The sequence below is a fragment of the Pseudomonas laurylsulfatiphila genome (assembly GCF_002934665.1).
GTDB lineage: Bacteria > Pseudomonadota > Gammaproteobacteria > Pseudomonadales > Pseudomonadaceae > Aquipseudomonas > Aquipseudomonas laurylsulfatiphila.
The window spans coordinates 426,897-447,318 of sequence record NZ_NIRS01000005.1 but is presented as its reverse complement, the minus strand read 5'-3'; the positions used below and the strand labels follow the sequence as shown (position 1 = coordinate 447,318).

General features: G+C 60.4%; 22 protein-coding genes and 1 pseudogene. 10 read left to right on the top strand and 13 right to left on the bottom strand.

Annotated features, from left to right (window positions below; genetic code table 11):
* Window positions 1-66: 66 nt before the first annotated feature.
* The gene (locus CD175_RS20630; protein ID WP_104450450.1) at window positions 67-1,464 is read right to left on the bottom strand and encodes a NorM family multidrug efflux MATE transporter; all 1,398 of its coding nucleotides are present in this window, start codon (window positions 1,462-1,464) and stop codon (window positions 67-69) included.
* Between the two features lie 158 nt (window positions 1,465-1,622).
* Here CD175_RS20630 and CD175_RS20625 point away from each other — a divergent pair, with 158 nt between their 5' ends.
* Both CD175_RS20625 and CD175_RS20620 read left to right on the top strand, forming a co-directional pair.
* Entirely contained in the window at window positions 1,623-2,543 is a 921-nt protein-coding gene (locus tag CD175_RS20625; protein ID WP_104450267.1) for a LysR substrate-binding domain-containing protein, read from the top strand.
* Window positions 2,544-2,656: 113 nt separating this feature from the next.
* A complete protein-coding gene (locus CD175_RS20620; RefSeq protein ID WP_104450266.1) occupies window positions 2,657-3,682 on the top strand; it encodes an IS110 family RNA-guided transposase in 1,026 nt (341 codons plus the stop codon).
* 294 nt (window positions 3,683-3,976) lie between these two features.
* Here CD175_RS20620 and CD175_RS20615 read toward each other — a convergent pair whose 3' ends face one another.
* From CD175_RS20615 to CD175_RS20610, 3 genes are all read right to left on the bottom strand, one after another.
* Complete coding sequence (locus CD175_RS20615) at window positions 3,977-5,470, bottom strand: YifB family Mg chelatase-like AAA ATPase (protein WP_104450265.1); 1,494 nt, start codon at window positions 5,468-5,470, stop codon at window positions 3,977-3,979.
* 179 nt (window positions 5,471-5,649) lie between these two features.
* Window positions 5,650-5,820 (bottom strand): hypothetical protein, encoded by a 171-nt coding sequence (locus CD175_RS31375; RefSeq protein WP_167399546.1) that lies wholly within the window; start codon window positions 5,818-5,820, stop codon window positions 5,650-5,652.
* 22 nt (window positions 5,821-5,842) lie between these two features.
* Window positions 5,843-6,379, bottom strand: coding sequence for an N-acetyltransferase (locus CD175_RS20610; protein ID WP_104450264.1), 537 nt, complete (start codon window positions 6,377-6,379; stop codon window positions 5,843-5,845).
* 191 nt (window positions 6,380-6,570) lie between these two features.
* Here CD175_RS20610 and CD175_RS20605 point away from each other — a divergent pair, with 191 nt between their 5' ends.
* Entirely contained in the window at window positions 6,571-6,834 is a 264-nt protein-coding gene (locus CD175_RS20605) for a HigA family addiction module antitoxin (protein ID WP_104450263.1), read from the top strand.
* An 11-nt stretch (window positions 6,835-6,845) separates the two neighbouring features.
* Here CD175_RS20605 and CD175_RS20600 read toward each other — a convergent pair.
* Window positions 6,846-7,364 (bottom strand): annotated as a pseudogene (locus tag CD175_RS20600) (BRO-N domain-containing protein).
* 384 nt (window positions 7,365-7,748) lie between these two features.
* Entirely contained in the window at window positions 7,749-8,009 is a 261-nt protein-coding gene (locus tag CD175_RS20595) for an accessory factor UbiK family protein (protein WP_007980822.1), read from the bottom strand.
* Window positions 8,010-8,428: 419 nt separating this feature from the next.
* On the opposite strand from CD175_RS20595, the gene glnK reads away from it, so the two are divergent.
* The 4 genes from glnK (at window position 8,429) to sutA (ending at window position 11,206) form a co-directional block, all read left to right on the top strand.
* Window positions 8,429-8,767, top strand: a complete 339-nt coding sequence (glnK, locus tag CD175_RS20590; RefSeq protein ID WP_002555808.1) for a P-II family nitrogen regulator — start codon at window positions 8,429-8,431, stop codon at window positions 8,765-8,767.
* A gap of 35 nt (window positions 8,768-8,802) precedes the next feature.
* Complete coding sequence (locus CD175_RS20585) at window positions 8,803-10,140, top strand: ammonium transporter (protein ID WP_104450262.1); 1,338 nt, start codon at window positions 8,803-8,805, stop codon at window positions 10,138-10,140.
* A gap of 215 nt (window positions 10,141-10,355) precedes the next feature.
* Window positions 10,356-10,781 carry a secondary thiamine-phosphate synthase enzyme YjbQ gene (locus tag CD175_RS20580; protein WP_015097344.1) on the top strand — a complete coding sequence of 142 codons (426 nt, stop codon included), beginning with the start codon at window positions 10,356-10,358 and terminating at the stop codon, window positions 10,779-10,781.
* A 101-nt stretch (window positions 10,782-10,882) separates the two neighbouring features.
* Window positions 10,883-11,206 carry a dormancy-specific transcriptional regulator SutA gene (sutA, locus tag CD175_RS20575; protein ID WP_007980816.1) on the top strand — a complete coding sequence of 108 codons (324 nt, stop codon included), beginning with the start codon at window positions 10,883-10,885 and terminating at the stop codon, window positions 11,204-11,206.
* Window positions 11,207-11,392: 186 nt separating this feature from the next.
* On the opposite strand, the gene CD175_RS20570 is transcribed toward sutA, so the two are convergent.
* The 6 genes from CD175_RS20570 to lptM are packed head-to-tail and all read right to left on the bottom strand — an operon-like array spanning window position 11,393 to window position 16,009.
* Window positions 11,393-12,100, bottom strand: coding sequence for an HAD family hydrolase (locus CD175_RS20570; RefSeq protein WP_102699674.1), 708 nt, complete (start codon window positions 12,098-12,100; stop codon window positions 11,393-11,395).
* On the bottom strand, window positions 12,097-12,996 hold the full coding sequence (gene xerC, locus CD175_RS20565; protein ID WP_015097341.1) for a tyrosine recombinase XerC: 900 nt from the start codon (window positions 12,994-12,996) through the stop codon (window positions 12,097-12,099). Before xerC ends, CD175_RS20570 begins: the two co-directional genes overlap by 4 nt.
* 2 nt (window positions 12,997-12,998) lie before the next feature.
* Window positions 12,999-13,724 carry a DUF484 family protein gene (locus CD175_RS20560; protein WP_104450261.1) on the bottom strand — a complete coding sequence of 242 codons (726 nt, stop codon included), beginning with the start codon at window positions 13,722-13,724 and terminating at the stop codon, window positions 12,999-13,001.
* A gap of 13 nt (window positions 13,725-13,737) precedes the next feature.
* Window positions 13,738-14,568, bottom strand: coding sequence for a diaminopimelate epimerase (dapF, locus tag CD175_RS20555; protein WP_095964313.1), 831 nt, complete (start codon window positions 14,566-14,568; stop codon window positions 13,738-13,740).
* 4 nt (window positions 14,569-14,572) lie between these two features.
* Window positions 14,573-15,820, bottom strand: coding sequence for a diaminopimelate decarboxylase (gene lysA, locus CD175_RS20550; protein WP_007980806.1), 1,248 nt, complete (start codon window positions 15,818-15,820; stop codon window positions 14,573-14,575).
* 12 nt (window positions 15,821-15,832) lie between these two features.
* Entirely contained in the window at window positions 15,833-16,009 is a 177-nt protein-coding gene (gene lptM / locus CD175_RS20545; protein ID WP_007980804.1) for an LPS translocon maturation chaperone LptM, read from the bottom strand.
* Window positions 16,010-16,304: 295 nt separating this feature from the next.
* On the opposite strand from lptM, the gene cyaY reads away from it, so the two are divergent.
* From cyaY to rnk, 3 genes are all read left to right on the top strand, one after another.
* Complete coding sequence (gene cyaY, locus CD175_RS20540) at window positions 16,305-16,637, top strand: iron donor protein CyaY (RefSeq protein ID WP_007980802.1); 333 nt, start codon at window positions 16,305-16,307, stop codon at window positions 16,635-16,637.
* 4 nt (window positions 16,638-16,641) lie between these two features.
* Window positions 16,642-16,863, top strand: coding sequence for a DUF1289 domain-containing protein (locus CD175_RS20535; protein ID WP_104450260.1), 222 nt, complete (start codon window positions 16,642-16,644; stop codon window positions 16,861-16,863).
* Window positions 16,864-17,129: 266 nt separating this feature from the next.
* Window positions 17,130-17,540 (top strand): nucleoside diphosphate kinase regulator, encoded by a 411-nt coding sequence (rnk, locus tag CD175_RS20530; RefSeq protein ID WP_007980800.1) that lies wholly within the window; start codon window positions 17,130-17,132, stop codon window positions 17,538-17,540.
* Window positions 17,541-17,547: 7 nt separating this feature from the next.
* On the opposite strand, the gene CD175_RS20525 is transcribed toward rnk, so the two are convergent.
* Complete coding sequence (locus CD175_RS20525) at window positions 17,548-20,391, bottom strand: class I adenylate cyclase (protein WP_104450259.1); 2,844 nt, start codon at window positions 20,389-20,391, stop codon at window positions 17,548-17,550.
* Window positions 20,392-20,422: the final 31 nt, after the last annotated feature.

Genomic DNA, 20,422 nt, shown 5'->3' with positions numbered 1-20,422 from the left:
CTGGTTGGCAGGTGCCCCGCGGCGTTCTCGGATTTATCGCAAGCGGGCTCGCTCCTACAAGGGATCTCAGTCAGGCTGAGCGACTTCGAAGCGCTGCTCTGACGTCGTTTCGCGCTTGATCATCCGCTTCATCTTCCACTCAAACCCCAGCGTCAGGCTCACCGCCGCAAACGCCAGGCCCAGCGCCAGGCCCCACCAGACACCCGTTGGCCCCCAGTCCAGGTGGAACGCCATCCACCACGCCGCCGGAGCGCCAATCAGCCAATAGCAACCCAGGCCCACCAGGAACGTGGTCTTGGCATCCTTGAGCCCGCGAATGCAGCCCATGGCAATGGTTTGCGTGCCGTCGAACAGCTCGAACCATGCCGCCACCGCCAGCAGGCTCACGGCGAGGTTGATGACATCGCGGAACGCCGGGTCGTTATGGTCGAGAAACAAACCGACCAACTGATTCGGCAATAGCCAGAAGACCATGGCGAAACACAGCATCGCCGCCGCCCCGAACGCAATGCCGACCCGCCCGGCCAGCCGCGCATCCAGCAATTGCCCGGCGCCGTAGTGCTGACCGATCCGCATGGTGATCGCATAGGAAATGCCCGCCGGCACCATGAACGCCACCGAGACGATTTGCAGGGCGATCTGGTGTGCACCCAGTTGCGTGCTACCCATGGTGCCCATGCACAGCGCGGCGAAGGCAAACAGCCCGACTTCCACCGCGTAGGTGCCGCCAATCGGCAGGCCCAGACGCCACAACTCCTTCAGGTACTGACGGTTCAGCCGTGACAGGCCCTGACGCAGCGGATAGGCCTCATACGCCGGGTGCCGACGAATGTGCCACGCCAGCGCCAGGGCCATCAGGTTGGCGACAATCGCCGTGACCAGCCCGATGCCCATCAGCCCCAGTTTCGGCAGGCCGAACATGCCGGTAATCAGCGCATAGTTGAGCAGGAAGTTGGCCACGGTCCCGCCCAGGCTGATAACCATAACCGGTGTCGCACGGCCAATGGCGCTGGTGAACCCGCGCAGGGCCATGAAGCTCAGGTAGCCGGGCAGGGCGAACGGCAGGAATATCAAAAACTGCCCGGCCATCTGGACATTGCTTTCGGTCTGGCCGAACAGCAGCAGCACCGGTTTGAGGTTCCACAGCAGCAAACCGGCGACCAGCGCCATCAGCCATGCCAGCCACAACCCGGCCTGGGTCAGCCGGGTCGCCCCGAGAATGTCGCCAGCCCCCTGACGGATCGCCACCAGAGTGCCGACGGCAGCAATCACGCCGATGCAGAAAATCGACACGAACGAATAGGTCGCCGCGCCGAGCCCGCCACCGGCTAGCGCCTCGGGACTCAGGCGCGCCATCATCAGGGTGTCGGTGAGGACCATCAGCATGTGCGCCAACTGCGAGGCAATCAGCGGCCCCGCCAGCCGCAGGATGGCCCAGAGTTCAGTACGTGCTGGATGCTGCATGGTCATCGCGCTCGATTCTAGAAGTGGACAGGAAAGCGTCGATTCTCGGCGCTCTGCGGCGTTTGCACAAAGGGATAAAAAGGATGGGTAGCATGATTCAAACTCATGCTGGATAGTTTCTGCTAGGGTATCCAAAAACCGCTGTAGGAGCTTTCCTGATGTCGCGTCGTCTTCCTCCCTTATATGCCTTGCGCGCATTTGAAGCGGCGGCGCGACACACGTCGTTTACCCGGGCCGCGGAAGAACTGTCCATTACCCAAAGTGCGGTCAGCCGGCACATTCGTACGCTCGAAGAGCATTTTGCCTGCCGCTTGTTTCACCGCAGTGGCCGCAACCTGCAACTGACCGAGTCGGCCCGTTTGCTGTTGCCGGGTATTCGCGAGGGCTTCACCGCCCTGGAACGCGCCTGCAATACCTTGCGTGCCGAAGACGACATCCTGCGTATGAAAGCCCCGTCGACCCTGACCATGCGCTGGTTGCTGGCGCGCCTCAGTCGCTTCCGTCATCTGCAACCGGGTAACGAAGTGCAGCTGACCAGTGCGTGGATGGACGTCGACTCCGTGGATTTCAACGACGAGCCGTTCGACTGTGCGGTGCTGTTAAGCAACGGACACTTCCCTCCGGACTGGGAGGCGAGTTACCTGTTCCCGGAGGAGTTGATCCCGGTCGGCGCGCCTCATCTGCGGGGTGACCAGCCCTGGGATGTCGAGCGCCTGAGCAACACCGAGTTGCTGCACCCGACGCCGGACCGCCGCGACTGGCGCAACTGGCTGGAGCGCATGGGCCTGGCTGAACAGGTGTCGCTCAAGGGCGGGCAGGTGTTCGATACCCTGGAACTGGGCATGATCGCCGCTGCGCGAGGCTATGGCGTGTCCATGGGCGATCTGCTGATGGTCGCGGAGGACGTGGCCCAGGGACGTTTGAGCCTGCCGTGGCCGACAGCGGTGGCCAGCGGCTTGTGTTATTACCTCGTGTGGCCGAAAACCCGTCCCGGTGGCGAACGCATGCGCCGGCTCAGCGACTTTCTGCAAAACGAAGTCCGGTCCATGGAGTTGCCGGATGTCGTGCACCTGAGTTGAACGATGTCTCCGCTTTCTCCCCTCATCGCCGTCCCCTAATGAAATGGTTACCCCCGCTGCTCCCTGTGATCGCCCACTAAGCTTTCACAGGGGGTTTATCGGAGATCGTTGCCATGAAAGTCGCTATTGCCGCCATCGACCTGGGAAAACACTCCTTTCACCTGCACGCTCAAGATGAGCGCGGTCATGAGCTTTGCCGCAAAAAGTTTACTCGGCCGTCTCTCATTCAATATCTGGCCAACCTCGACCCCTGTACTGTCGCGATGGAGGCCTGCGGCGGAGCCCATTTCATGGCACAGGAGGTGGCCAAACTGGGGCATACACCCAAGCTCATTGCCCCGCATCTGGTGCGTCCTTACGTCAAAAGCAACAAGAACGACTTCGCCGACGCCGAAGCGATCTGCGAGGCGGCGACCCGCCCCACCATGCGTTTTGTGGCCCCCAAGACCCAGGCCCAGCAGGTGCTGGCCATGCTCAACTCGACACGTGATGCGTTCATCAAAGACCGTACCGCTACCGTCAATCGGATTCACGCCGCCCTCCTGGAGGTTGGCGTCAGCCTGGCCCCAGGTTTCAAGTCCATCATAGAACTTCCGGCGCTGCTTGAAGCAGGTTCATTCTCTGTCCCCCTCAAAAAAATTCTGATGAGGTTGCATGGGCATTTCTGTTATCTGGATGAGCAGGTCAAGACCTCGGACAAAGACCTTGAGTGCCAAGCCGCTGAAGATGATCTGGCGGCTCGTTTGATGACCATGCCGTGTGTCGGCCCGATCACCTCCAGCGCCCTGGCTGCCGAGCTCGGTGATGGCAAACAGTTCAAGTGTGGGCGAGGTTATGCGGCCTCCATCGGCCTGGTGCCCAAACAGCATTCCACGGGCGGCCAAACAGTGCTTTTGGGCATCAGTAAACGCGGCGATCGAAACCAGAGGCGCCTGCTTATCCAGTGCGCCCGGGTTTATTTGATACAGCTGGACCGTCAGAAAGGCGCTTTGGCGGACTGGGTCCGCCAACTCTTGGCATCGCGCCATCACTCCAATCTCGTGGTCTGCGCGCTGGCCAACAAGCTGGCCAGGATCGCTTGGGCGATTGCGGCCCACCACACTGAATTCGATGCGGGGCCAGCCGCGATGAACGCCTGACCCCGCTGCCACCCGAGCACCACCCACCTGGTTTTGCGATGCTGGATAACAGATGACGTGAACGGCCAACCGGCCTGACGACAACCCTGGGCTCTCACACGGCTGAAAGGCCGTTCTCTTAATCAGGATCGTTGGGCATCGATTCTCATCGAGGCGCTGGGGCTACAACCCCAACTCAGACGCCGGATAGATGAAAGCAAGCCAAACACGCATCAAAAACAGTATTGCAGAAAAGGGGGTAACCATAGATGTGGGAGCGAGCCTGCTCGCGAAGGGCGCGCCTCGGTTTCAGACTCACTGAGTCGCCGGCCGATACTGCAACGCCTCCGCCAGATGCTCACGGCTGATCGCATCAACCTGTTCCAGATCCGCCAGCGTCCGTGCCACCTTGAGCAATCGGTGGGCCGAGCGCAGCGACAGGGTCAGTCGTTCACAGGCAGATTCGAGCCAGTGCTCATCGGCTGTGGATAACTTGCAGTGCTGGCGCAGACCCGGCAGATCGAGAAACGCATTGGCACAACCCTGGCGCTTCTGCTGGCGCTCACGAGCCTCGGCGACAAGCGACGCAGCACTGGCGCTGTTCTCGCCTGGCTTCACTTTGGGATTCAACGCCGTGGCTTCCCGGGCAACAGTCAGGTGCAGGTCGATGCGATCGAGCAGCGGCCCCGACAGTTTGTTGCGATAACGCTGCACCATGTCCGGCGTGCAGGAGCAGCGCCCGCTTGGCTCGCCAAGATATCCACAGGGACACGGATTCATTGCCGCCACCAATTGGAAGCGTGCTGGAAAGCGCACGCGATCTTTCGCTCGCGAGATGACGATATGCCCGGATTCCATCGGCTCCCTCAGGACTTCCAATACTCTGCGCTCAAACTCGGGAAGCTCATCAAGAAACAGGACGCCGTGGTGGGCGAGGGTAATTTCACCCGGCTGCGGTTTCGAGCCGCCACCCACTAAAGCGGGGCCAGAGGCGGAGTGATGGGGCTGGCGAAAGGGGCGCTGTGGCCAGTGACGCAAGGGCACACAACTGGTGACCGATTGAATCGCCGCCACTTCCAGCGCCTCGCTTTCGGTCAGCGGCGGCAGCAGCCCTGGCAAACGACTCGCCAGCAAGGTTTTTCCGGTCCCCGGGGGACCACTGAGTAACAGGTTGTGAGCGCCCGCAGCCGCAATCAGCAGCGCACGCTTGGCCGCCAGCTGCCCTTGCACTTCATTCAGGTCGGGATAAGGTTTGCTGGCGCAGAGCAGCCCATCGGAAGCATAAGGCTCGATCGGTGTATGCCCGTTGAAGTGCGCAACGGCCTCCAGCAAATGGTCGACAGCAATCACTTTCAGTCCCGACGCCAGGCACGCTTCCTCAGCGTTCGCCCGTGGCACCATCAGCCAGCGCCCGGCCTTGCGCGCCGCCAACGCCGCCGGCAACACCCCTCGAACTGCCCGCACCGCACCTGATAGGGCCAACTCCCCCAAACACTCCACGTCATCCAGTGTCAGCGTCGGCACCTGCACACTGGCCGAGAGAATCCCCAGGGCAATCGCCAGATCGAAGCGCCCTCCATCCTTGGGCAAATCAGCCGGCGCCAGATTTAGCGTGATTCGTCGCGCCGGAAATTGCAGCCCCGAATTGATGATCGCACTGCGCACCCGGTCCTTGCTTTCCTTCACCGCCGCCTCGGGCAGGCCGACCATGGTCAGGGATGGCAGGCCGTTGGCCAGATGAACTTCTACGGTGACGGCAGGCGCCTCCACGCCGACTTGGGCGCGGCTGTGGACGATGGAGAGGGACATGGGCGTTCCTTGAGTTGAAGAGCACCGCTTCCTGCGGGTTTGTGAAGGGTAGACGGGGGAGAGGGAATTGGTGAGGTGGTTACGTGGGCAAAATTTCACGAGATATTGCGGTTACGAACCAGGGCATTGGCGAGGTACAAAAAAACCGCCATTTAGACGGTTTCTTTCACGAAAGAAATTCAGCTTCGTCCACCGGCCAACCAACCACCTGGCTCAAGTTCTTTACCGCGCGCGATGGCGACTTCAATAAAGCGTCGTTGATTGGCCGATAAATTTCCAGCCAAACGACGTGCTTCGGCGTGAAACTCAACAACTTGTAACAGCTTCGCCTTTCGCTTTTTTGGGCTCATACGCACCTCCTGCGATTGGATGTTATTGGTCGCTCAAGTAGATGACAAGGCGGTTGTTATGGTCAAAGTCGAACCCGAGATCTCGATAATAAAAAACAACGTTCGGATCAGGGTCCTGGATTTCGATCTCTCTGCACCCAAGCATACGCGCATAGAAATCAGCGGCCAGTATCGCGATCGGAGCGATCAAGCCACGAAGCGGATGGGATCTGTCTGGATCGCTCTGCAGAAGAACTACCTTCAGACAGAGAGCGCTCCTTCGCGGTGTTGCATAGCTCAAGCCACACAGATTCTGCCCATACCAAATTGCCAAATCCAAACCTTTGGCATCTTTGCGCTTCCAGTCGGGGATGTGATCCCATGGGTAGATTGTTGCTCCTTCCCATAAATGACATTTCTCTAACGCTGCTGTGGTAATCGGCTCAAACCTGACAGCTGCTACGTCCATTTTTAATGCACGAGGCGCGATGTTTTTAATAAATGCTTGGTAGGTAAGCTTCCGTGCGTTCGATTTAAAAGTCTGGTTACGAAGGTCCGTGCCTTTCCCTTTTCTTCTCATTGCTAACGTCTATGGAATATCAAGGTGAAAAGCGTAGGGGAACGGGTCCGGGGAATAAATCAGGCCGGAGAGCTGCTTTTTGTAGGACCCTGCCGAGACAGATGAAGGACATCGGTGAAAGAGCGTGGATGGTCTTGCCGGATGAAGGCTGCTGCTTATGATCTCGCTGAATGCAGTCGTAGGAGGTGTGAATGAACAGGAATGGGAGGCGCCCGATTCATCCTGGTGAAATTCTCAGTGAGGAGTTTTTGAAGCCGCTGGGCGTGACAGCCGATGCTCTGGCTCGCTCGCTGAACGAGCCAGAGGCTGAAATAAGTGATGTTGTGAATCAGCTGAGCGGTGTCAGTGTTGGTCTGGCGCAAAAGCTATCCATCCACCTGAACACCACACCCGATTTCTGGCTGAATCTGCAATCGACCTACGAGTTGCGCTCAACCCGGATCGAGCGTGGTTGAGCGTTAAATATTCAAAGCGACTGCAGGACACGTGAAGCCCGCTTCCACCACGGTATTACTGGGCGTCCTGCCTGCTTCCGCTCTGTCATCATCTGCGGCACATCCTGAAGCCGAATCCATGGCTGGTTATTCCAGTGCAGCAAGCTCAACGACATTTCCGGCCAGTTGAGCAGGCTCAGTTGTGGGCGTTCGGTTGTGGTGGGGTGTTGGGCGTCTCGCAGGGCGGGGACGACTTCGTGGGTGAGCCATTCACGCAAGGCTCGATATTCGGGGCAGTAGTGGTAGACGAGCATGGCGTAGACACCGGATTCGCTGATCAGCAGGGTGTTTTCGATGTGACCGTGGATGAGGGATTTGATGGTTTGGAATTGGTCGGGATCGAGTTTTCGGAGTTGGCGGTCGTTGAGATGGATGCGTAGTAATCGGCCGAGGTCGCGGGCGCTGAACCAGGGTTGGTTATGTATTAGGAGGGCGTGGAGGTGGAGTTAGTGGCGGGTGAAGATGTTAGGGATTAGATAGCTTTCTTCCATTTTGCAACTCCGGATGCGTATGAAGGAAGCTGCCTCTATTCGTCGCCAAACGAAAGGGTGGCAGCTGCGCGCGGGTTGGCGAACCGGTGCATCCGGACAAACCGGCAGACCTGAAGGTCTCCCACGCACAGCCGCCATAATTCGAGATGGGATAATTCCCTGAATCGAATGTGGTCGCGGTGCGTCGGATGCTATCTAGGTCGCCAAACCCAGTGCTGAACATTCAGCGGGGATGAGCTTAGAGACCGGATACCTGGCGACGCAATCGGACGGCGGAGTGATGTTTGTAGGACGTTGCCGGGATTTTTGCGGGGCTTGGGATCAAAAGATCGCAGCCTTCGGCAGCTCCTACAGGGGGCTGTGTTTCAAAGCGGGATTGATGGGTTACTCGGTTGGCGGATTCAGCTTCGCTTCCATCTCCGCGACCTTCGTTTCAAGAGCCTCCAGCCGCGCCCGCGTGCGTGCCAGTACAACCATCTGGCTATCGAACTCTTCCCGGCTCACCAGATCCAGTTTGCTGAAGCCGCTCTGCAGCAACATTTTGAACTGGCTTTCGATTTCGGCTTTCGGCAGCGGCGTGTCGCCGCTGAAGAGGCGGGAGGCGGTGCCGGTCAGGGCGTCGAGGAAGTCTTTTGGCGCGAGCATGGGCGATGTCCTGGAAACAATGACGGGCAGTGTATCACGCAGTGTCTATAGTCATTTGCGCGGGCAAGGGGTGCACGGTTTTCGCGCATCGGGACGGGCGGCGTCGCACCGTTGTTGTGCGTAACGTGCCGGGTGTTGTCGCGAAGTATTCGCCATCCGCCGGTAAAGACTTGAAAACAGTCAATTTTGTGGAGATGGCAAGCTTTCTGCTTAGATGCTGGTGACCCATGCACTGATGCAGTCGCTGTGACGAATGCAGTGCGCCAGGCGAATCACGGGGAGTGCTTCGCAAGGAGCGGTTAGCTGGCGTCGGACGGGCAGGTAAGGCCGACGATGCGTTACAAAGCCAGGCACTGCGCTTAGACTTGAGACGGGTTTGTTTTCCTGGGGCAAGTCCACCAATTCGGGAGAGAGTTTTCATGAAGCTAGTCACTGCCATCATCAAGCCGTTCAAGCTGGACGACGTACGCGAGTCGCTGTCCGAGATCGGCGTGCAGGGCATTACCGTCACTGAAGTCAAAGGCTTTGGTCGGCAGAAGGGTCACACCGAGCTGTATCGCGGCGCGGAATACGTGGTCGATTTCCTGCCCAAGGTGAAGATCGACGTCGCCATCGACGACAAGGATCTGGACCGGGTAATCGAGGCCATCACCAAGGCTGCCAACACCGGCAAGATCGGTGACGGCAAGATCTTCGTGGTCAATCTGGAACAGGCGATTCGCATCCGTACCGGCGAAACCGATACCGACGCTATCTAAGCCGCCACAAACCCAACGCCCCAGGAGAAAACAATATGACTCTGCGTAAATTCGCAGGGCTAGGAGCCCTGTTGTCTATCGTAATGCCCAGCCTTGCTTTGGCGGCAGACGAAGTGGCGGCCCCGGTCCTCAACTCCGGCGACACCGCCTGGATGTTGACCTCTACAGCCTTGGTGCTGTTCATGACCATTCCCGGCCTCGCGCTGTTCTACGGCGGCATGGTCCGGTCGAAAAACATTCTTTCCGTGATGATGCAATGCTTCGCCATTACCGGTCTGATCAGCATCCTGTGGGTCATCTATGGCTACAGCATCGCGTTCGACACCACCGGCATGGAGCAGGGCGTCGTCAACTTCAACTCGTTCTTCGGCGGCATGGGCAAGGCATTCCTTGCCGGTGTCACGCCAGCCAGCCTGACCGGTCCTGCGGCGCTGTTCCCTGAAGCGGTGTTCATCACCTTCCAGATGACCTTCGCCATCATCACGCCGGCGCTGATCGTCGGTGCCTTCGCCGAGCGGATGAAGTTCTCCGCGATGCTGGTCTTCATGGGCATCTGGTTCACCCTGGTTTACGCGCCGATTGCGCACATGGTCTGGTCCGGTAACGGCGGCCTGATGTGGGACTGGGGCGTTCTGGACTTCGCCGGCGGCACCGTGGTGCACATCAACGCCGGTGTGGCCGGTCTGATTGCCTGCCTGGTGCTGGGCAAGCGTAAAGGCTTCCCGACCACGCCGATGGCACCGCACAACCTCGGTTATACCCTGATGGGCGCGGCCATGCTGTGGGTCGGCTGGTTCGGTTTCAACGCCGGTTCCGCCGCTGCGGCCAACGGCACCGCCGGTATGGCGATGCTGGTGACACAAATCGCGACTGCCGCTGCTGCGCTGGGCTGGATGTTTGCCGAGTGGGTCACCCATGGCAAACCTAGCGCACTGGGCATCGCTTCGGGCGTGGTTGCTGGCCTGGTGGCAATTACTCCGGCTGCCGGCACCGTTGGCCCGATGGGCGCGCTGGTCATCGGTCTGGCGGCTGGCGTGGTGTGCTTCTTCTGCGCCACCACCCTGAAACGCAAGCTCGGCTATGACGACTCCCTGGATGCCTTCGGCGTACACGGTATCGGCGGTATCCTCGGTGCAATCCTGACCGGTGTGTTCGCCGCGCCGTCCCTGGGTGGCTTCGGCACCGTGACCGACATCGCCGCACAAGTGTGGATTCAGTGCAAAGGCGTAGGTTTCACGGTGATCTACACCGCGATCGCCACGTACATCATCCTCAAGGTGCTGGATGCGGTCATGGGTCTGCGCATCAATGAAGAAGAAGAGGCGGTCGGCATCGATCTGGCGCTTCACAACGAACGCGGCTACAACTTGTAAGCACGCGCATAAAAAACTTGCCCGGCTTGCCGGGCATTTTTTTTGTCTGAAATTTGTCATTGAAGGGTGAGCTGAAAGGTTTTTTCCTACAGGTTTTAGGATCTTTGCGTCGGGTGTTTTTGTGCGGTCGAAGGCTTACATGATTGAAGGAATATTAGGGCCTTTGTTTTTTCCCAGAGCGCGCTAGAATGCGCCCCGAACGTGCGGAGAACTGTATGTGGCAACAGACTCTGATTACCTTGCGGGCGAGGCCCCGGGGCTTTCACCTGGTAACGGACGAGTTACTCGCCGGCCTGCCTGAACTCAAGGCGTGTCGGGTCGGTCTGTTGCATTTGTGGCTACAGCATACCTCGGCGTCGTTGACCATCAACGAGAACGCCGATCCGGCGGTACGTCGCGACTTCGAACGGTTTTTCAATCGTCTGATCCCACAAGGAGCAGACGGCTATGAGCATAACGACGAAGGCCAGGACGACCTCCCGGCGCACTTCAAGGCCAGCGTGCTTGGCTGTCAGCTCTGTTTGCCGATTTCGGCAGGCCGGCTGGCGTTGGGAACCTGGCAAGGCGTTTACCTGGGCGAGCACCGCGATCATGGCGGTGCCCGTAAAGTCCTCGCCACCGTGCACGGTGAAGAGGCATAACCGCTGGTCAGCAGCGGCTGTTGATTTTTTTCCGGCAGCCTTCGACAGAGGGCAAAGCTGGGCTATAACTAATCTGCTTTTCGCAAGTCATGAGGTAGAACATGAGCGACGATGATCTGGAAAACGACGACCTCGAAGTAGGCGACGACGACGAAACCGAAGAAGGTCTGGAAGCAGCGGCGGAAGACGTCGCTGAAGACGACGGCGGTGATGCGCCGGTTCCGACCGCCAAAGGCAAGGCCAAGGCAGCGGTATCGGTCGATGAGCTGCCGAGTGTCGAAGCCAAGAACAAGGAACGCGATGCCCTGGCCAAGGCCATGGAAGAGTTCCTTGCGCGTGGTGGCAAGGTGCAGGAAGTGGAGGCCAATGTGGTCGCCGATCCTCCCAAGAAGCCGGATAACAAGTACGGCAGCCGGCCTATCTGAGCCTGCTACCCGCTTGCTGAAAAAGCCCGCCGTCGCTGCGGGCTTTTTCATGCCCGGAACAAAAAATATGAAACCTGTGGTGATCCCTGTGGGAGCGAGCTTGCTCGCGATGGCGGAGTGTCAGGCAACATTTATTTTGAATGTTAAGCCCTCATCGCGAGCAAGCTCGCTCCCACAGGTATTGTGTCAGGCCGAAGCCTTGTTCCACCGCGCCAACAACGCCGGCAATTCGGTCAGGCTGCAAATTTCGGCATCAGGCAACCGTTCCGCCTCCCAGACCTTGCCCGCCGGGTTGAACCAGATCGCCCGCATCCCCGCTTGTTGCGCACCGGCAATGTCATCGCCCGGATGATCGCCAATATGCACCGCCGTATCAGCCGTCGCGCCGCCGCGTTGCAAGGCTTCATGGAACAGCCGCGCATCAGGTTTGGCGATGCCGATGTCTTCGGCACACAACGCAAACTTGAAGTAGTCCGCCAGCCCCAGCCGACGCACATCGGCGTTGCCATTGGTGACCACGCCGAGGGCGTAATGGTTGGCCAGCAACTCCAGGGTCGGTTGGACCTCCGGAAATATTTCCAGCTGATGCCGGGCATGCAGGAACACTTCGAAGCTCTGATCGGCCAGGTCCGACGCTTCAGCGTGGGGATATCCGGCTTCTTCCAGGGCCTGGAACAACACGCGCCGGCGCAAGGCGCTGATGCGGTGCTTGAGGTTCGGCTCGATGCTCAGGATGCGTTCGCGTATGGCCCACAAATGTTCCACCGGCACCGCCCCCAGGTTGGGCGCATGTTCGGTCAGCCATGCACGCAATATGGCTTCGGCGCTGACGATGACGGGTGCGGTGTCCCACAGGGTGTCGTCGAGGTCGAAGGTGATCAACTGAATGCTCATGAATCGTCGCCCTTAATGCGTTTGGCCCTTGGGTGGGCGCTGTCGTAGACCGTGGCCAGGTGCTGGAAGTCCAGGTGGGTGTAGATCTGCGTGGTCTTGATGTCCGAGTGCCCGAGCAGTTCCTGCACCGCGCGCAGGTCCTGGGAGGATTCCAGCAAATGGCTGGCGAAGGAGTGCCGCAGCATGTGCGGATGCAGGTTCTGCCCCAGTTCGCGCTCGCCGGCAGCCTTGACCCGCACCTGGATCGCTCGGGGGCCGAGACGTCGACCCTGTTGGCTGACGAACACCGCATCGTCCGCCGGGTTGGCCATGGCCCGCAGTGGCAGCCACTGCTCCAGTGCTTCGCGGGCTTTTTTCCCCACCGGCAGCAGGCGGGTCTTGCTGCCTTTGCCGAGCACCTGGACCATGCCGTCGGCGAGGTCGAGTTGATCGAGATTGAGCCCTGTCAGCTCCGACAGCCGCAGCCCGGAAGAGTAGAACAACTCCAGAATCGCCTGGTCCCGACGTGCCAGAAAGTCATCTTCAACTCCGCCTTCAAGCAGTTGCAGGGCACGATCGGTGTCGAGGGTTTTCGGCAGGCGGCGTTCACCTTTCGGCGGCGCCAGGCCATTGGCCGGATCGTGGTCGCACAGGCCTTCGCGATTGAGGTAGTGATAGAGCCCGCGAACGGCCGACAGCAATCGCGCCAGGCTGCGGGACGATTGCCCTTGGGCGTGCAGGCGGGCAATCAGGCTGCGCAGGCGCTGGATGTCCAGTGCCGCCCAACTGCCGATGTTCTGTTTGACGCACCAGCCCAGCACTTTATCGAGGTCGCGGCGGTAGGCCGACAGCGTGTGCGGCGACACCTGCCGCTCACTGCGCAGGTGTTCGCAGTAAGCGTCCAGTTGTCGTTCCATGTTCAGCGTACCGAGCGCAGGGGATTGTTGACCCGTGGCAGCACGCGACCCATGACTTCAGCGATGTAGCTCAGGAACAAGGTGCCCACCGAGCTTTTGTAGTGCTGCGGATCACGGCTGGCGATGGCCAGGATGCCGTGGATGCCCTGGTGGCTGATGGCGACGACCGCGGTGGAGCCGATCTGCTTGCGCTGTTCTTCGCCGAACAGGAAGTCCAGCTCATGCTCGCGCAGGCTGCCGCTGACGCTTTTGTCTTCCGAGAGCAAACCGCCGATGGCCACTTGCGCTTCGGCGTGAGTAGCCCAGCGGCCCACCGGCATGGCGTTGTCGCCGAGCAGGATGAGGCTGACGAAGGGCACCTGGAATTCCTGGCGCAGGCTGTCTTCGACGCACATCACCACGTCTTCCAGGCTGGCGGCGTCCATCAGCGCGAGGATCAGGCGACGGGTCTTTTCGAACAGCCGGTCATTGTCCCGGGCCACGTCCATTAAATGCGACAGGCGATGACGCAGTTCAATGTTGCGGTCGCGCAGAATGGTCATCTGACGCTCCACCAGCGACACGGTATCGCCGCGTCGATGGGGAATACGCAGGGACGGGAGCAGTTCTTCGTGCTCGACGAAGAAGTCCGGATGAGCCTCCAGGTACGCGGCAACAGCCGCCGCCTCCAGGCTTTCGGACGGTGATTCGTCAGCTTGTCGTGCGGGTACCTTAGGCTTGTCTGTCATAGGTTTCGCTCACTCAAAGACGCACTTGTCCTTCGTATACGCGCACTGCCGGTCCGGTCATCATCACCGGCTGGCCAGGGCCCGCCCATTCGATGGACAAGCGCCCGCCAGGCAGGTCGATCAATAGCGGCGAATCCATCCACCCCTGGCTGATCGCGGCCACTGCGGCGGCACAGGCGCCGGTTCCGCAAGCCTGGGTTTCCCCGGCTCCGCGTTCCCAGACGCGCAACTGCGCGCGGCTCCGGTCGATGACCTGGAGAAAACCGACATTGACCCGTGCCGGGAAGCGCGGGTGATGTTCGATTTTCGGCCCCAGCTCATGCACCGGCGCGTTGTTGATATCGCTGACCCGCAGCACGGCATGGGGGTTGCCCATGGACACGGCGGCCAGATCGACCGGGGTGCCGTCGACGTCGACCTGATAACTCTTGGCCTGCTCCGGTGCCTGGAACGGAATATCAGCCGGCACCAGGCGTGGGGCGCCCATGTTCACGCTGATCTGGCCGTCGTTACGCACGTCCAGTTCGATGATGCCGCTTTTGGTCTCGACCCGAATCAGCCGTTTTGCGGTCAGGCGTTTGTCGAGCACGAAACGGGCGAAGCAGCGTGCACCGTTGCCGCACTGTTCCACTTCGGAACCGTCGGCGTTGAAGATCCGATAGCGGAAATCCACGTCCGGATTGCTCGGTGCCTCAACGATCAGCAACTGGTCGAAACCGATGCCGGTGTGCCGGTCGCCCCATTGCTTGGCATGCTTGGGCAGGATGTGCGCGTGCTGGCTGACCAGGTCGAGGACCATGAAGTCATTGCCCAGGCCGTGCATCTTGGTAAAACGCAGCAGCATGGTTTTACTCCGGCAGCAGGCTTTCGCCAGCAAACAACTCGGCTACCGTTTCACGGCGACGCACTTCAAATGCCTGATCACCGTCCACCAACACTTCAGCGGTACGGCCGCGGGTGTTGTAGTTGGAACTCATGACAAACCCGTAGGCACCGGCCGAATGCACGGCCAGCAGGTCGCCTTCTTCCAGGGCCAGCTGACGATCCTTGGCCAGGAAGTCGCCGGTCTCGCAGATCGGGCCGACGATGTCGTAGGCGCGGGCCGCCGATTGACGCGGGCGCACGGCCGTGACGTCCATCCAGGCCTGGTACAGCGCCGGGCGGATCAGGTCGTTCATGGCGGCGTCGACGATGGCGAAGTCTTTGTGCTCGGTGTGCTTGAGGTATTCGACCTGGGTCAGCAATACACCGGCGTTGGCAACGATGAAACGGCCCGGCTCGAACACCAGCGCCAGGTCGCGACCATCGAGGCGTTCACGCACGGCCTTGATGTAGTCGGCAGCCAGTGGCGGCTCCTCGTCCTTGTAGCGCACGCCCAGGCCACCACCGAGATCGATATGGCGCAGGTAGATGCCGCAATCGCCGAGGCGGTCGACCAGGCCCAGCAGGCGGTCGAGAGCGTCGATGAACGGCGGCAGGGTGGTCAGTTGCGAGCCGATGTGGCAATCGACGCCGACCACTTCCAGGTTCGGCAACTGCGCGGCACGCACGTACACGTCTTCGGCGTCGGCGATGGCGATGCCGAACTTGTTCTCTTTCAGACCGGTGGAAATGTACGGGTGGGTGCCGGCATCGACGTCCGGGTTAACACGCAACGAAATCGGCGCGCGAACGCCCAGTTCGGCAGCGACCACTTGCAAGCGTTCGAGCTCGTCGGTGGATTCGACGTTGAAGCAGTGCACGCCGACTTCCAGGGCGCGACGCATGTCGTCACGGGTCTTGCCGACGCCGGAGAACACGATCTTGTCGGCGCTGCCGCCAGCGGCTAGTACACGCTCCAGTTCACCACGGGAAACGATGTCGAAGCCGGCGCCCAGACGCGCCAGGACATTCAGGACGCCCAGGTTGGAGTTGGCCTTGACTGCGAAACACACCAGGTGCGGCGTGCCAGCCAGCGCATCGGCATAAGCCAGGTACTGGGCTTCGATGTGTGCACGGGAGTAAACGTAGGTCGGCGTACCAAAGCGCTCGGCGATGGCAGACAGGGCAACACCTTCCGCGAACAGTTCACCGTCACGGTAGTTAAAAGCGTCCATGAGGTTCCCTTATTATTGGTAGACGTCGTGCTTGTGTGCTTTGGAGGCAGGCTGCTGCTGCGACGACTTGGCTTGCTCGACAGGGTCCTGGTCTTCATCGGGCAGGTACAGCGGGCCTTTTTGACCGCAGGCCGACACAAGGCAGGCAACCGCGAGGAGCGCAGCAAGGGAAGAGATCAGGCGCTTCATGGCGAAATCCTTGAAAATGCATTAATTGCGCCGGAGTATACCGGCCACCCGGCAGCTTGCCTATGCAACGGACCGCCCGTCCGGCGGGGGTTGGGCGGGTGCAGGTCGGTAACGTGCAATCCCTGTGGGAGCGAGCCTGCTCGCGAAAGCGGTGTGTCAGCCAACGAATAGGTTGAATGTACCTGCCATTCGCGAGCAGGCTCGCTCCCACAGGTCGTTATTCTTTGCATTCAGCAGGGCTCGGCCGTATCTTGCGGCGCTTGAGCCTGATCAGACACTTTTTGAGGTTGCCGTAATGAGTTTGTCCGAAGCGCGTTTCCACGACCTGGTCGATGCCACCCAGCAAACCCTGGAGGACATCTTTGACGACAGCGACCTGGATATCGACCTCGAAAGCTCGGCCGGTGTGCTGACCGTCAAGTTCGAGAACGGCAGCCAGTTGATCTTCAGTCGCCAGGAGCCGCTACGTCAGCTGTGGCTGGCGGCGGTGTCCGGTGGTTTCCACTTCGACTACGACGAAGAAAGCGAGCGCTGGATGTGCGACAAGAGTGAAGAGCAGTTGGGTGAAATGCTCGAGCGTATCGTCCAGCAGCAGGCCGGTGTCGAGCTCGATTTCGAAGGCCTGTGAGATCGTGACCCAGCCTGCGTCTGTCCGCCCACCGAAGCCGCTCTACAGCAATGTCAGCCCGGCGGTGCCGTCGCCGTGCAGCGGTGTGTGTCGGCTGGACGAGCAGAAAGTCTGCCTGGGCTGCTTCCGCCATGTCGAAGACATCCGCGAATGGCGCTCGGCTGATGACGAGCGCCGACGGGTGATTTGCGCGCAGGCCTCTGAGCGCAAAGCCACCTCCCTGTAGGAGTTGTCGAGCGAAGCGAGGCTGCGATCTTTTGATCTTCAGCGTCTTCAGCACCTTCTGAGCCGCAAAAAATCCAGATCAAAAGATCGCAGCCTTCGGCAGCTCCTACAGGGGGGGGCGGTGCTGGCGTCCGGCCCCAGCTTGTATATTTTTTGAGCTGTGATAGTGTCCAGATACGCCTCAACCCATCGAGGCTTGTGAAAACCCCGCCTTTTTCTGGCGGGGTTTTGCTTTTTTCGTGCAGAAGAAAGGAGTCTGCCCAGATCATGACCGCACCTTCCATCACCCTTACCCGTCTGGACGTCCAGCGTCTGGAGCGTCTGATCGACAGCCTGGACGACACGCTGCCGGGCGTTATTGCGTTGCAAACCGAACTGGATCGCGCCGATACCGTGGTCGGCCACGATGAAGTGCCGGCGGATGTCGTGACCATGAATTCCCGTGTGCATTGCCGGGAAGAAGGCAGTGGCAAGGACTACCACCTGACCCTGGTGTACCCCAAGGATGCGAATGCCGACGAAGGCAAGGTCTCGATCCTGGCGCCGGTGGGCAGCGCGCTGCTCGGCCTGAAGGTTGGCCAGCATATCGATTGGCCGGCTCCAGGCGGCAAGACCCTGAAGCTGACGCTGCTGGAAGTCGAATCGCAGCCGGCCAATGGCGGCGCGTTCCCGGAGTGACATCCCCTCAGACCTGATCGAGCGCCTCGTTCAATGCCTGCTCCAGGTCTGCTTTGTAGCGCAGGTACAGATGGGTGGAACTCTGCCCTTCGCCGAGCAGGCCTGACAGGTCGAGGTCGGTGATGTAGCAGCGGTAGCGTTCGGTTTCCCGGCGCTGCCCGACGATTTCCCGGGCGACCACGCTGAACAGCTGGTCGCCATGCTCCAGTTCGAAAAACTCCCGTTGATTGCAATACAACGTCACCTGCACCTGACCCGGTGCGGCTTTGCCGATGATTGCCTGCACGTCGTAAAACGGTTTGTTCGCTGGCGTCTGCGGCACCGGCCGGGCTTCAATGCGGCGCGCCCGGCCAGGGCCTGACGGCAACAGCAGGCAATACAGGGTGTCGAGGTTCAAGGGGTGGGCAGCGTCCATCGGCAACAGGGCATCGCGACGGTACTGGATCGATTGCAGGAAACGTTGCAGCGGCACCAGCAAACTTTGCTCGTCGTGCCAGGGCAGGCGTTGCTGCCACAGGGCATTGAGCTCATCGAGCACGTACAGATCGGCCTGATCTTCGTTGACCCGATAGAACACTTGGATGCAGTTCGGCTGGCCCGTTGGCAGGAACAGCGCAAGGTCGTGCTCTTCCAGTGCGTTTGGGTCCAGGTGAAGCGGGCTGTAGCTCGCCATTTCTTCACCCAGGTAGTCGATCAACGCCGGCAGGGTGGCCAGTGCGATGTGCTGGACCTGTCCCGGCACCAGCTCCAGCACGTGGTAGTGCTGCTGGACCTGGATCAGGTAGCGGTGATTGAGTCGGCTCAGCAGCAGGTTCTGCGCGGTGTCGAGGATGTTTTCCACCCGTTGGGCGATGAACTGCGCGCGGTTATGGCAGAAACAGCGCACCCTCAGCTTCGGCTGTTGCGGCCCGACGGGCAGGTTGTTGAGATAATCGCGAATGCAGTCGAGCAGGGCGTGGGGACCGTCGTAGCGAGCCACCAGCACTTCGTTCCAGCTATTGAGCGTGACCTGGTCCAGCGTCAGCACCAGGTTTTCCCGAACCCCGGCGTAGCTCAGGGAATCGGTGCGCTCAGTGGTCATCAGGATGTTCAGGTCGCGATGGTGCTTGAGCGGATCGATGCCGACATTCACCAGAATCAGCACTTCACTCGGCACGCTGGCGCGCAACAGAGGTTCTTCGGCAACCGTGGGCAAGGGCAGGGCGATAGTCTGTTGCAGGCTGCCGAGCAAGTTGAACAGCTCGAACTCGCTCAAGTCGCTGGTGCCAGGGTGCAGGGCCAGGCGGGTACTGCTGTCGATTACGCCATTGCGGTGGCACCAGGTCAGCAGCTCGAGCAAGTGACGGCTGCGTTTGATCGGTGCGAAATGCTCCCACTCCAGCGCCGTCAGGCTGCCGTTGTAGACACCCCACTGGCTTTGCCCCGGTTCTTTCCTGTTCGGCGCGTGCACCAGCGTCAGGGTGTCTTCAGCCAGGTCCGGGGCGATCCCGGGGTTGATGAATTCTACTTTGCCGGCCTTGCGCTCGAAAGCGGCGTATAGCCGACGCCCGAGGACACTCAGGTCGCGCTTGTTGATGCGGCTGACCGTTTGCTCCTCTCGGGCAAACTGGGTGAGAAAGCGGTAGCTGTAGTTCAGCTCATTGACCAGCGCCCGCCGCTCGGAGCCGACCTGGCGGACTTTCCACTGACTGCGGCTATCTAGCAGGGCCAGTTGGCGCTGGTCCCAGCGCCATTCATGGGCCAGACGCTCAAGCAAAGAACGTTGCCAGCCCTGGGTGCGGCTGCTGCCGGTCAGTTTGCGATTGACCTTCAGGTACAGCGCGCGACGCACCAGTTCCAGCCGTTCCGGTTCGTTGCGGGCGATCAGGTATTCCTCGATGCGCCGGTACACCACGACGTACGGGTCCAGCTCGTCGAGGTCGAGCCGGTTGGCGAACACCGCTTGCTTGAAGCGCAGGCTCAGGCAATGGACCCTGGGGTGTTCGCTGGCATAGACCTCGGTCAGCAGCAGCTTGAGTACCGACTTGTAGGGCGACTCGATGCCCTTGAACAACTGCCAGAGTCCGGCGCCGATAAATTCGCCGGGGGGGATAAAGGCCAGGTTGCCGAGGTCGAGGGTTTCATCGGCGCGGATAAAGCGCTTGGAAATCAAGGTATGGGTGTAGCGGTCGTAGCTCGATTCTTCGTAGACCGGCACCAGCCACCAGATCGGCGTACGCCCGGCCAGCCAGATTGCGGTGCGGTAAAACTCGTCCAGCAACAGGTAGTGCTGGGTGGTGCCGCAATCCTCCGAACTCAGCTGGGTATCGCGCTCGCCACGGACGAAACGGGTCGGTTCGATCAGGAAAAAGTGCGCTTCGGCGCCCTGGCTGGCGGCCCAGGCTTCCAGCAACTGGCATTTTTTGCGCAGTTCGGCGAGTTCGTTCTCGGTCAGGTCCGGCCCATGACAGACCCAAACATCCATGTCGCTCTGGTCGGCCTGGGCCAGGGTGCCGAGGCTGCCCATCAGGAACAGCCCGTGAATCGGCCTCGGCGGGTTGCTGCCGTGGCGAGGCTTGTAGGAAAACGAGCGGGTCAGGCGCTGGGCTTCTGCGAGGACATTGGCGTCCGGTTCGAAATTCGACAGCCCCGCCGGCGTACTGCCGGAAACGTAGCCGGGCAATAGCGGATGATTAACGTGGAAGAACAGCGGCAGCAAGGTCAGGACCCCTTGCTGGCGGGTCGACAAGCCTTCCATGGCGCGAGCCATGCGCCCTTCGTTGAGTTTCAGAAAGCGTGCGCGCAGCTGGCTGAGAACCTTGCGGTCGATTCCCTCGTCCAGATCAGGGCGGATTTCATGGGTGCGCGTCATGTCAGCTCAAACCGGCTCGCAGGGCTCGGAC

What these genes read in the sequence shown, in the direction of transcription:
- CD175_RS20630 (WP_104450450.1), bottom strand. Translation starts at nt 1,464, where the DNA reads ATGCAGCATCCAGCACGTACTGAACTCTGGGCCATCCTGCGGCTGGCG.
- CD175_RS20625 (WP_104450267.1), top strand. Translation starts at nt 1,623, where the DNA reads ATGTCGCGTCGTCTTCCTCCCTTATATGCCTTGCGCGCATTTGAAGCG.
- CD175_RS20620 (WP_104450266.1), top strand. Translation starts at nt 2,657, where the DNA reads ATGAAAGTCGCTATTGCCGCCATCGACCTGGGAAAACACTCCTTTCAC.
- CD175_RS20615 (WP_104450265.1), bottom strand. Translation starts at nt 5,470, where the DNA reads ATGTCCCTCTCCATCGTCCACAGCCGCGCCCAAGTCGGCGTGGAGGCG.
- CD175_RS31375 (WP_167399546.1), bottom strand. Translation starts at nt 5,820, where the DNA reads ATGAGCCCAAAAAAGCGAAAGGCGAAGCTGTTACAAGTTGTTGAGTTT.
- CD175_RS20610 (WP_104450264.1), bottom strand. Translation starts at nt 6,379, where the DNA reads ATGAGAAGAAAAGGGAAAGGCACGGACCTTCGTAACCAGACTTTTAAA.
- CD175_RS20605 (WP_104450263.1), top strand. Translation starts at nt 6,571, where the DNA reads ATGAACAGGAATGGGAGGCGCCCGATTCATCCTGGTGAAATTCTCAGT.
- CD175_RS20595 (WP_007980822.1), bottom strand. Translation starts at nt 8,009, where the DNA reads ATGCTCGCGCCAAAAGACTTCCTCGACGCCCTGACCGGCACCGCCTCC.
- glnK (WP_002555808.1), top strand. Translation starts at nt 8,429, where the DNA reads ATGAAGCTAGTCACTGCCATCATCAAGCCGTTCAAGCTGGACGACGTA.
- CD175_RS20585 (WP_104450262.1), top strand. Translation starts at nt 8,803, where the DNA reads ATGACTCTGCGTAAATTCGCAGGGCTAGGAGCCCTGTTGTCTATCGTA.
- CD175_RS20580 (WP_015097344.1), top strand. Translation starts at nt 10,356, where the DNA reads ATGTGGCAACAGACTCTGATTACCTTGCGGGCGAGGCCCCGGGGCTTT.
- sutA (WP_007980816.1), top strand. Translation starts at nt 10,883, where the DNA reads ATGAGCGACGATGATCTGGAAAACGACGACCTCGAAGTAGGCGACGAC.
- CD175_RS20570 (WP_102699674.1), bottom strand. Translation starts at nt 12,100, where the DNA reads ATGAGCATTCAGTTGATCACCTTCGACCTCGACGACACCCTGTGGGAC.
- xerC (WP_015097341.1), bottom strand. Translation starts at nt 12,996, where the DNA reads ATGGAACGACAACTGGACGCTTACTGCGAACACCTGCGCAGTGAGCGG.
- CD175_RS20560 (WP_104450261.1), bottom strand. Translation starts at nt 13,724, where the DNA reads ATGACAGACAAGCCTAAGGTACCCGCACGACAAGCTGACGAATCACCG.
- dapF (WP_095964313.1), bottom strand. Translation starts at nt 14,568, where the DNA reads ATGCTGCTGCGTTTTACCAAGATGCACGGCCTGGGCAATGACTTCATG.
- lysA (WP_007980806.1), bottom strand. Translation starts at nt 15,820, where the DNA reads ATGGACGCTTTTAACTACCGTGACGGTGAACTGTTCGCGGAAGGTGTT.
- lptM (WP_007980804.1), bottom strand. Translation starts at nt 16,009, where the DNA reads ATGAAGCGCCTGATCTCTTCCCTTGCTGCGCTCCTCGCGGTTGCCTGC.
- cyaY (WP_007980802.1), top strand. Translation starts at nt 16,305, where the DNA reads ATGAGTTTGTCCGAAGCGCGTTTCCACGACCTGGTCGATGCCACCCAG.
- rnk (WP_007980800.1), top strand. Translation starts at nt 17,130, where the DNA reads ATGACCGCACCTTCCATCACCCTTACCCGTCTGGACGTCCAGCGTCTG.
- CD175_RS20525 (WP_104450259.1), bottom strand. Translation starts at nt 20,391, where the DNA reads ATGACGCGCACCCATGAAATCCGCCCTGATCTGGACGAGGGAATCGAC.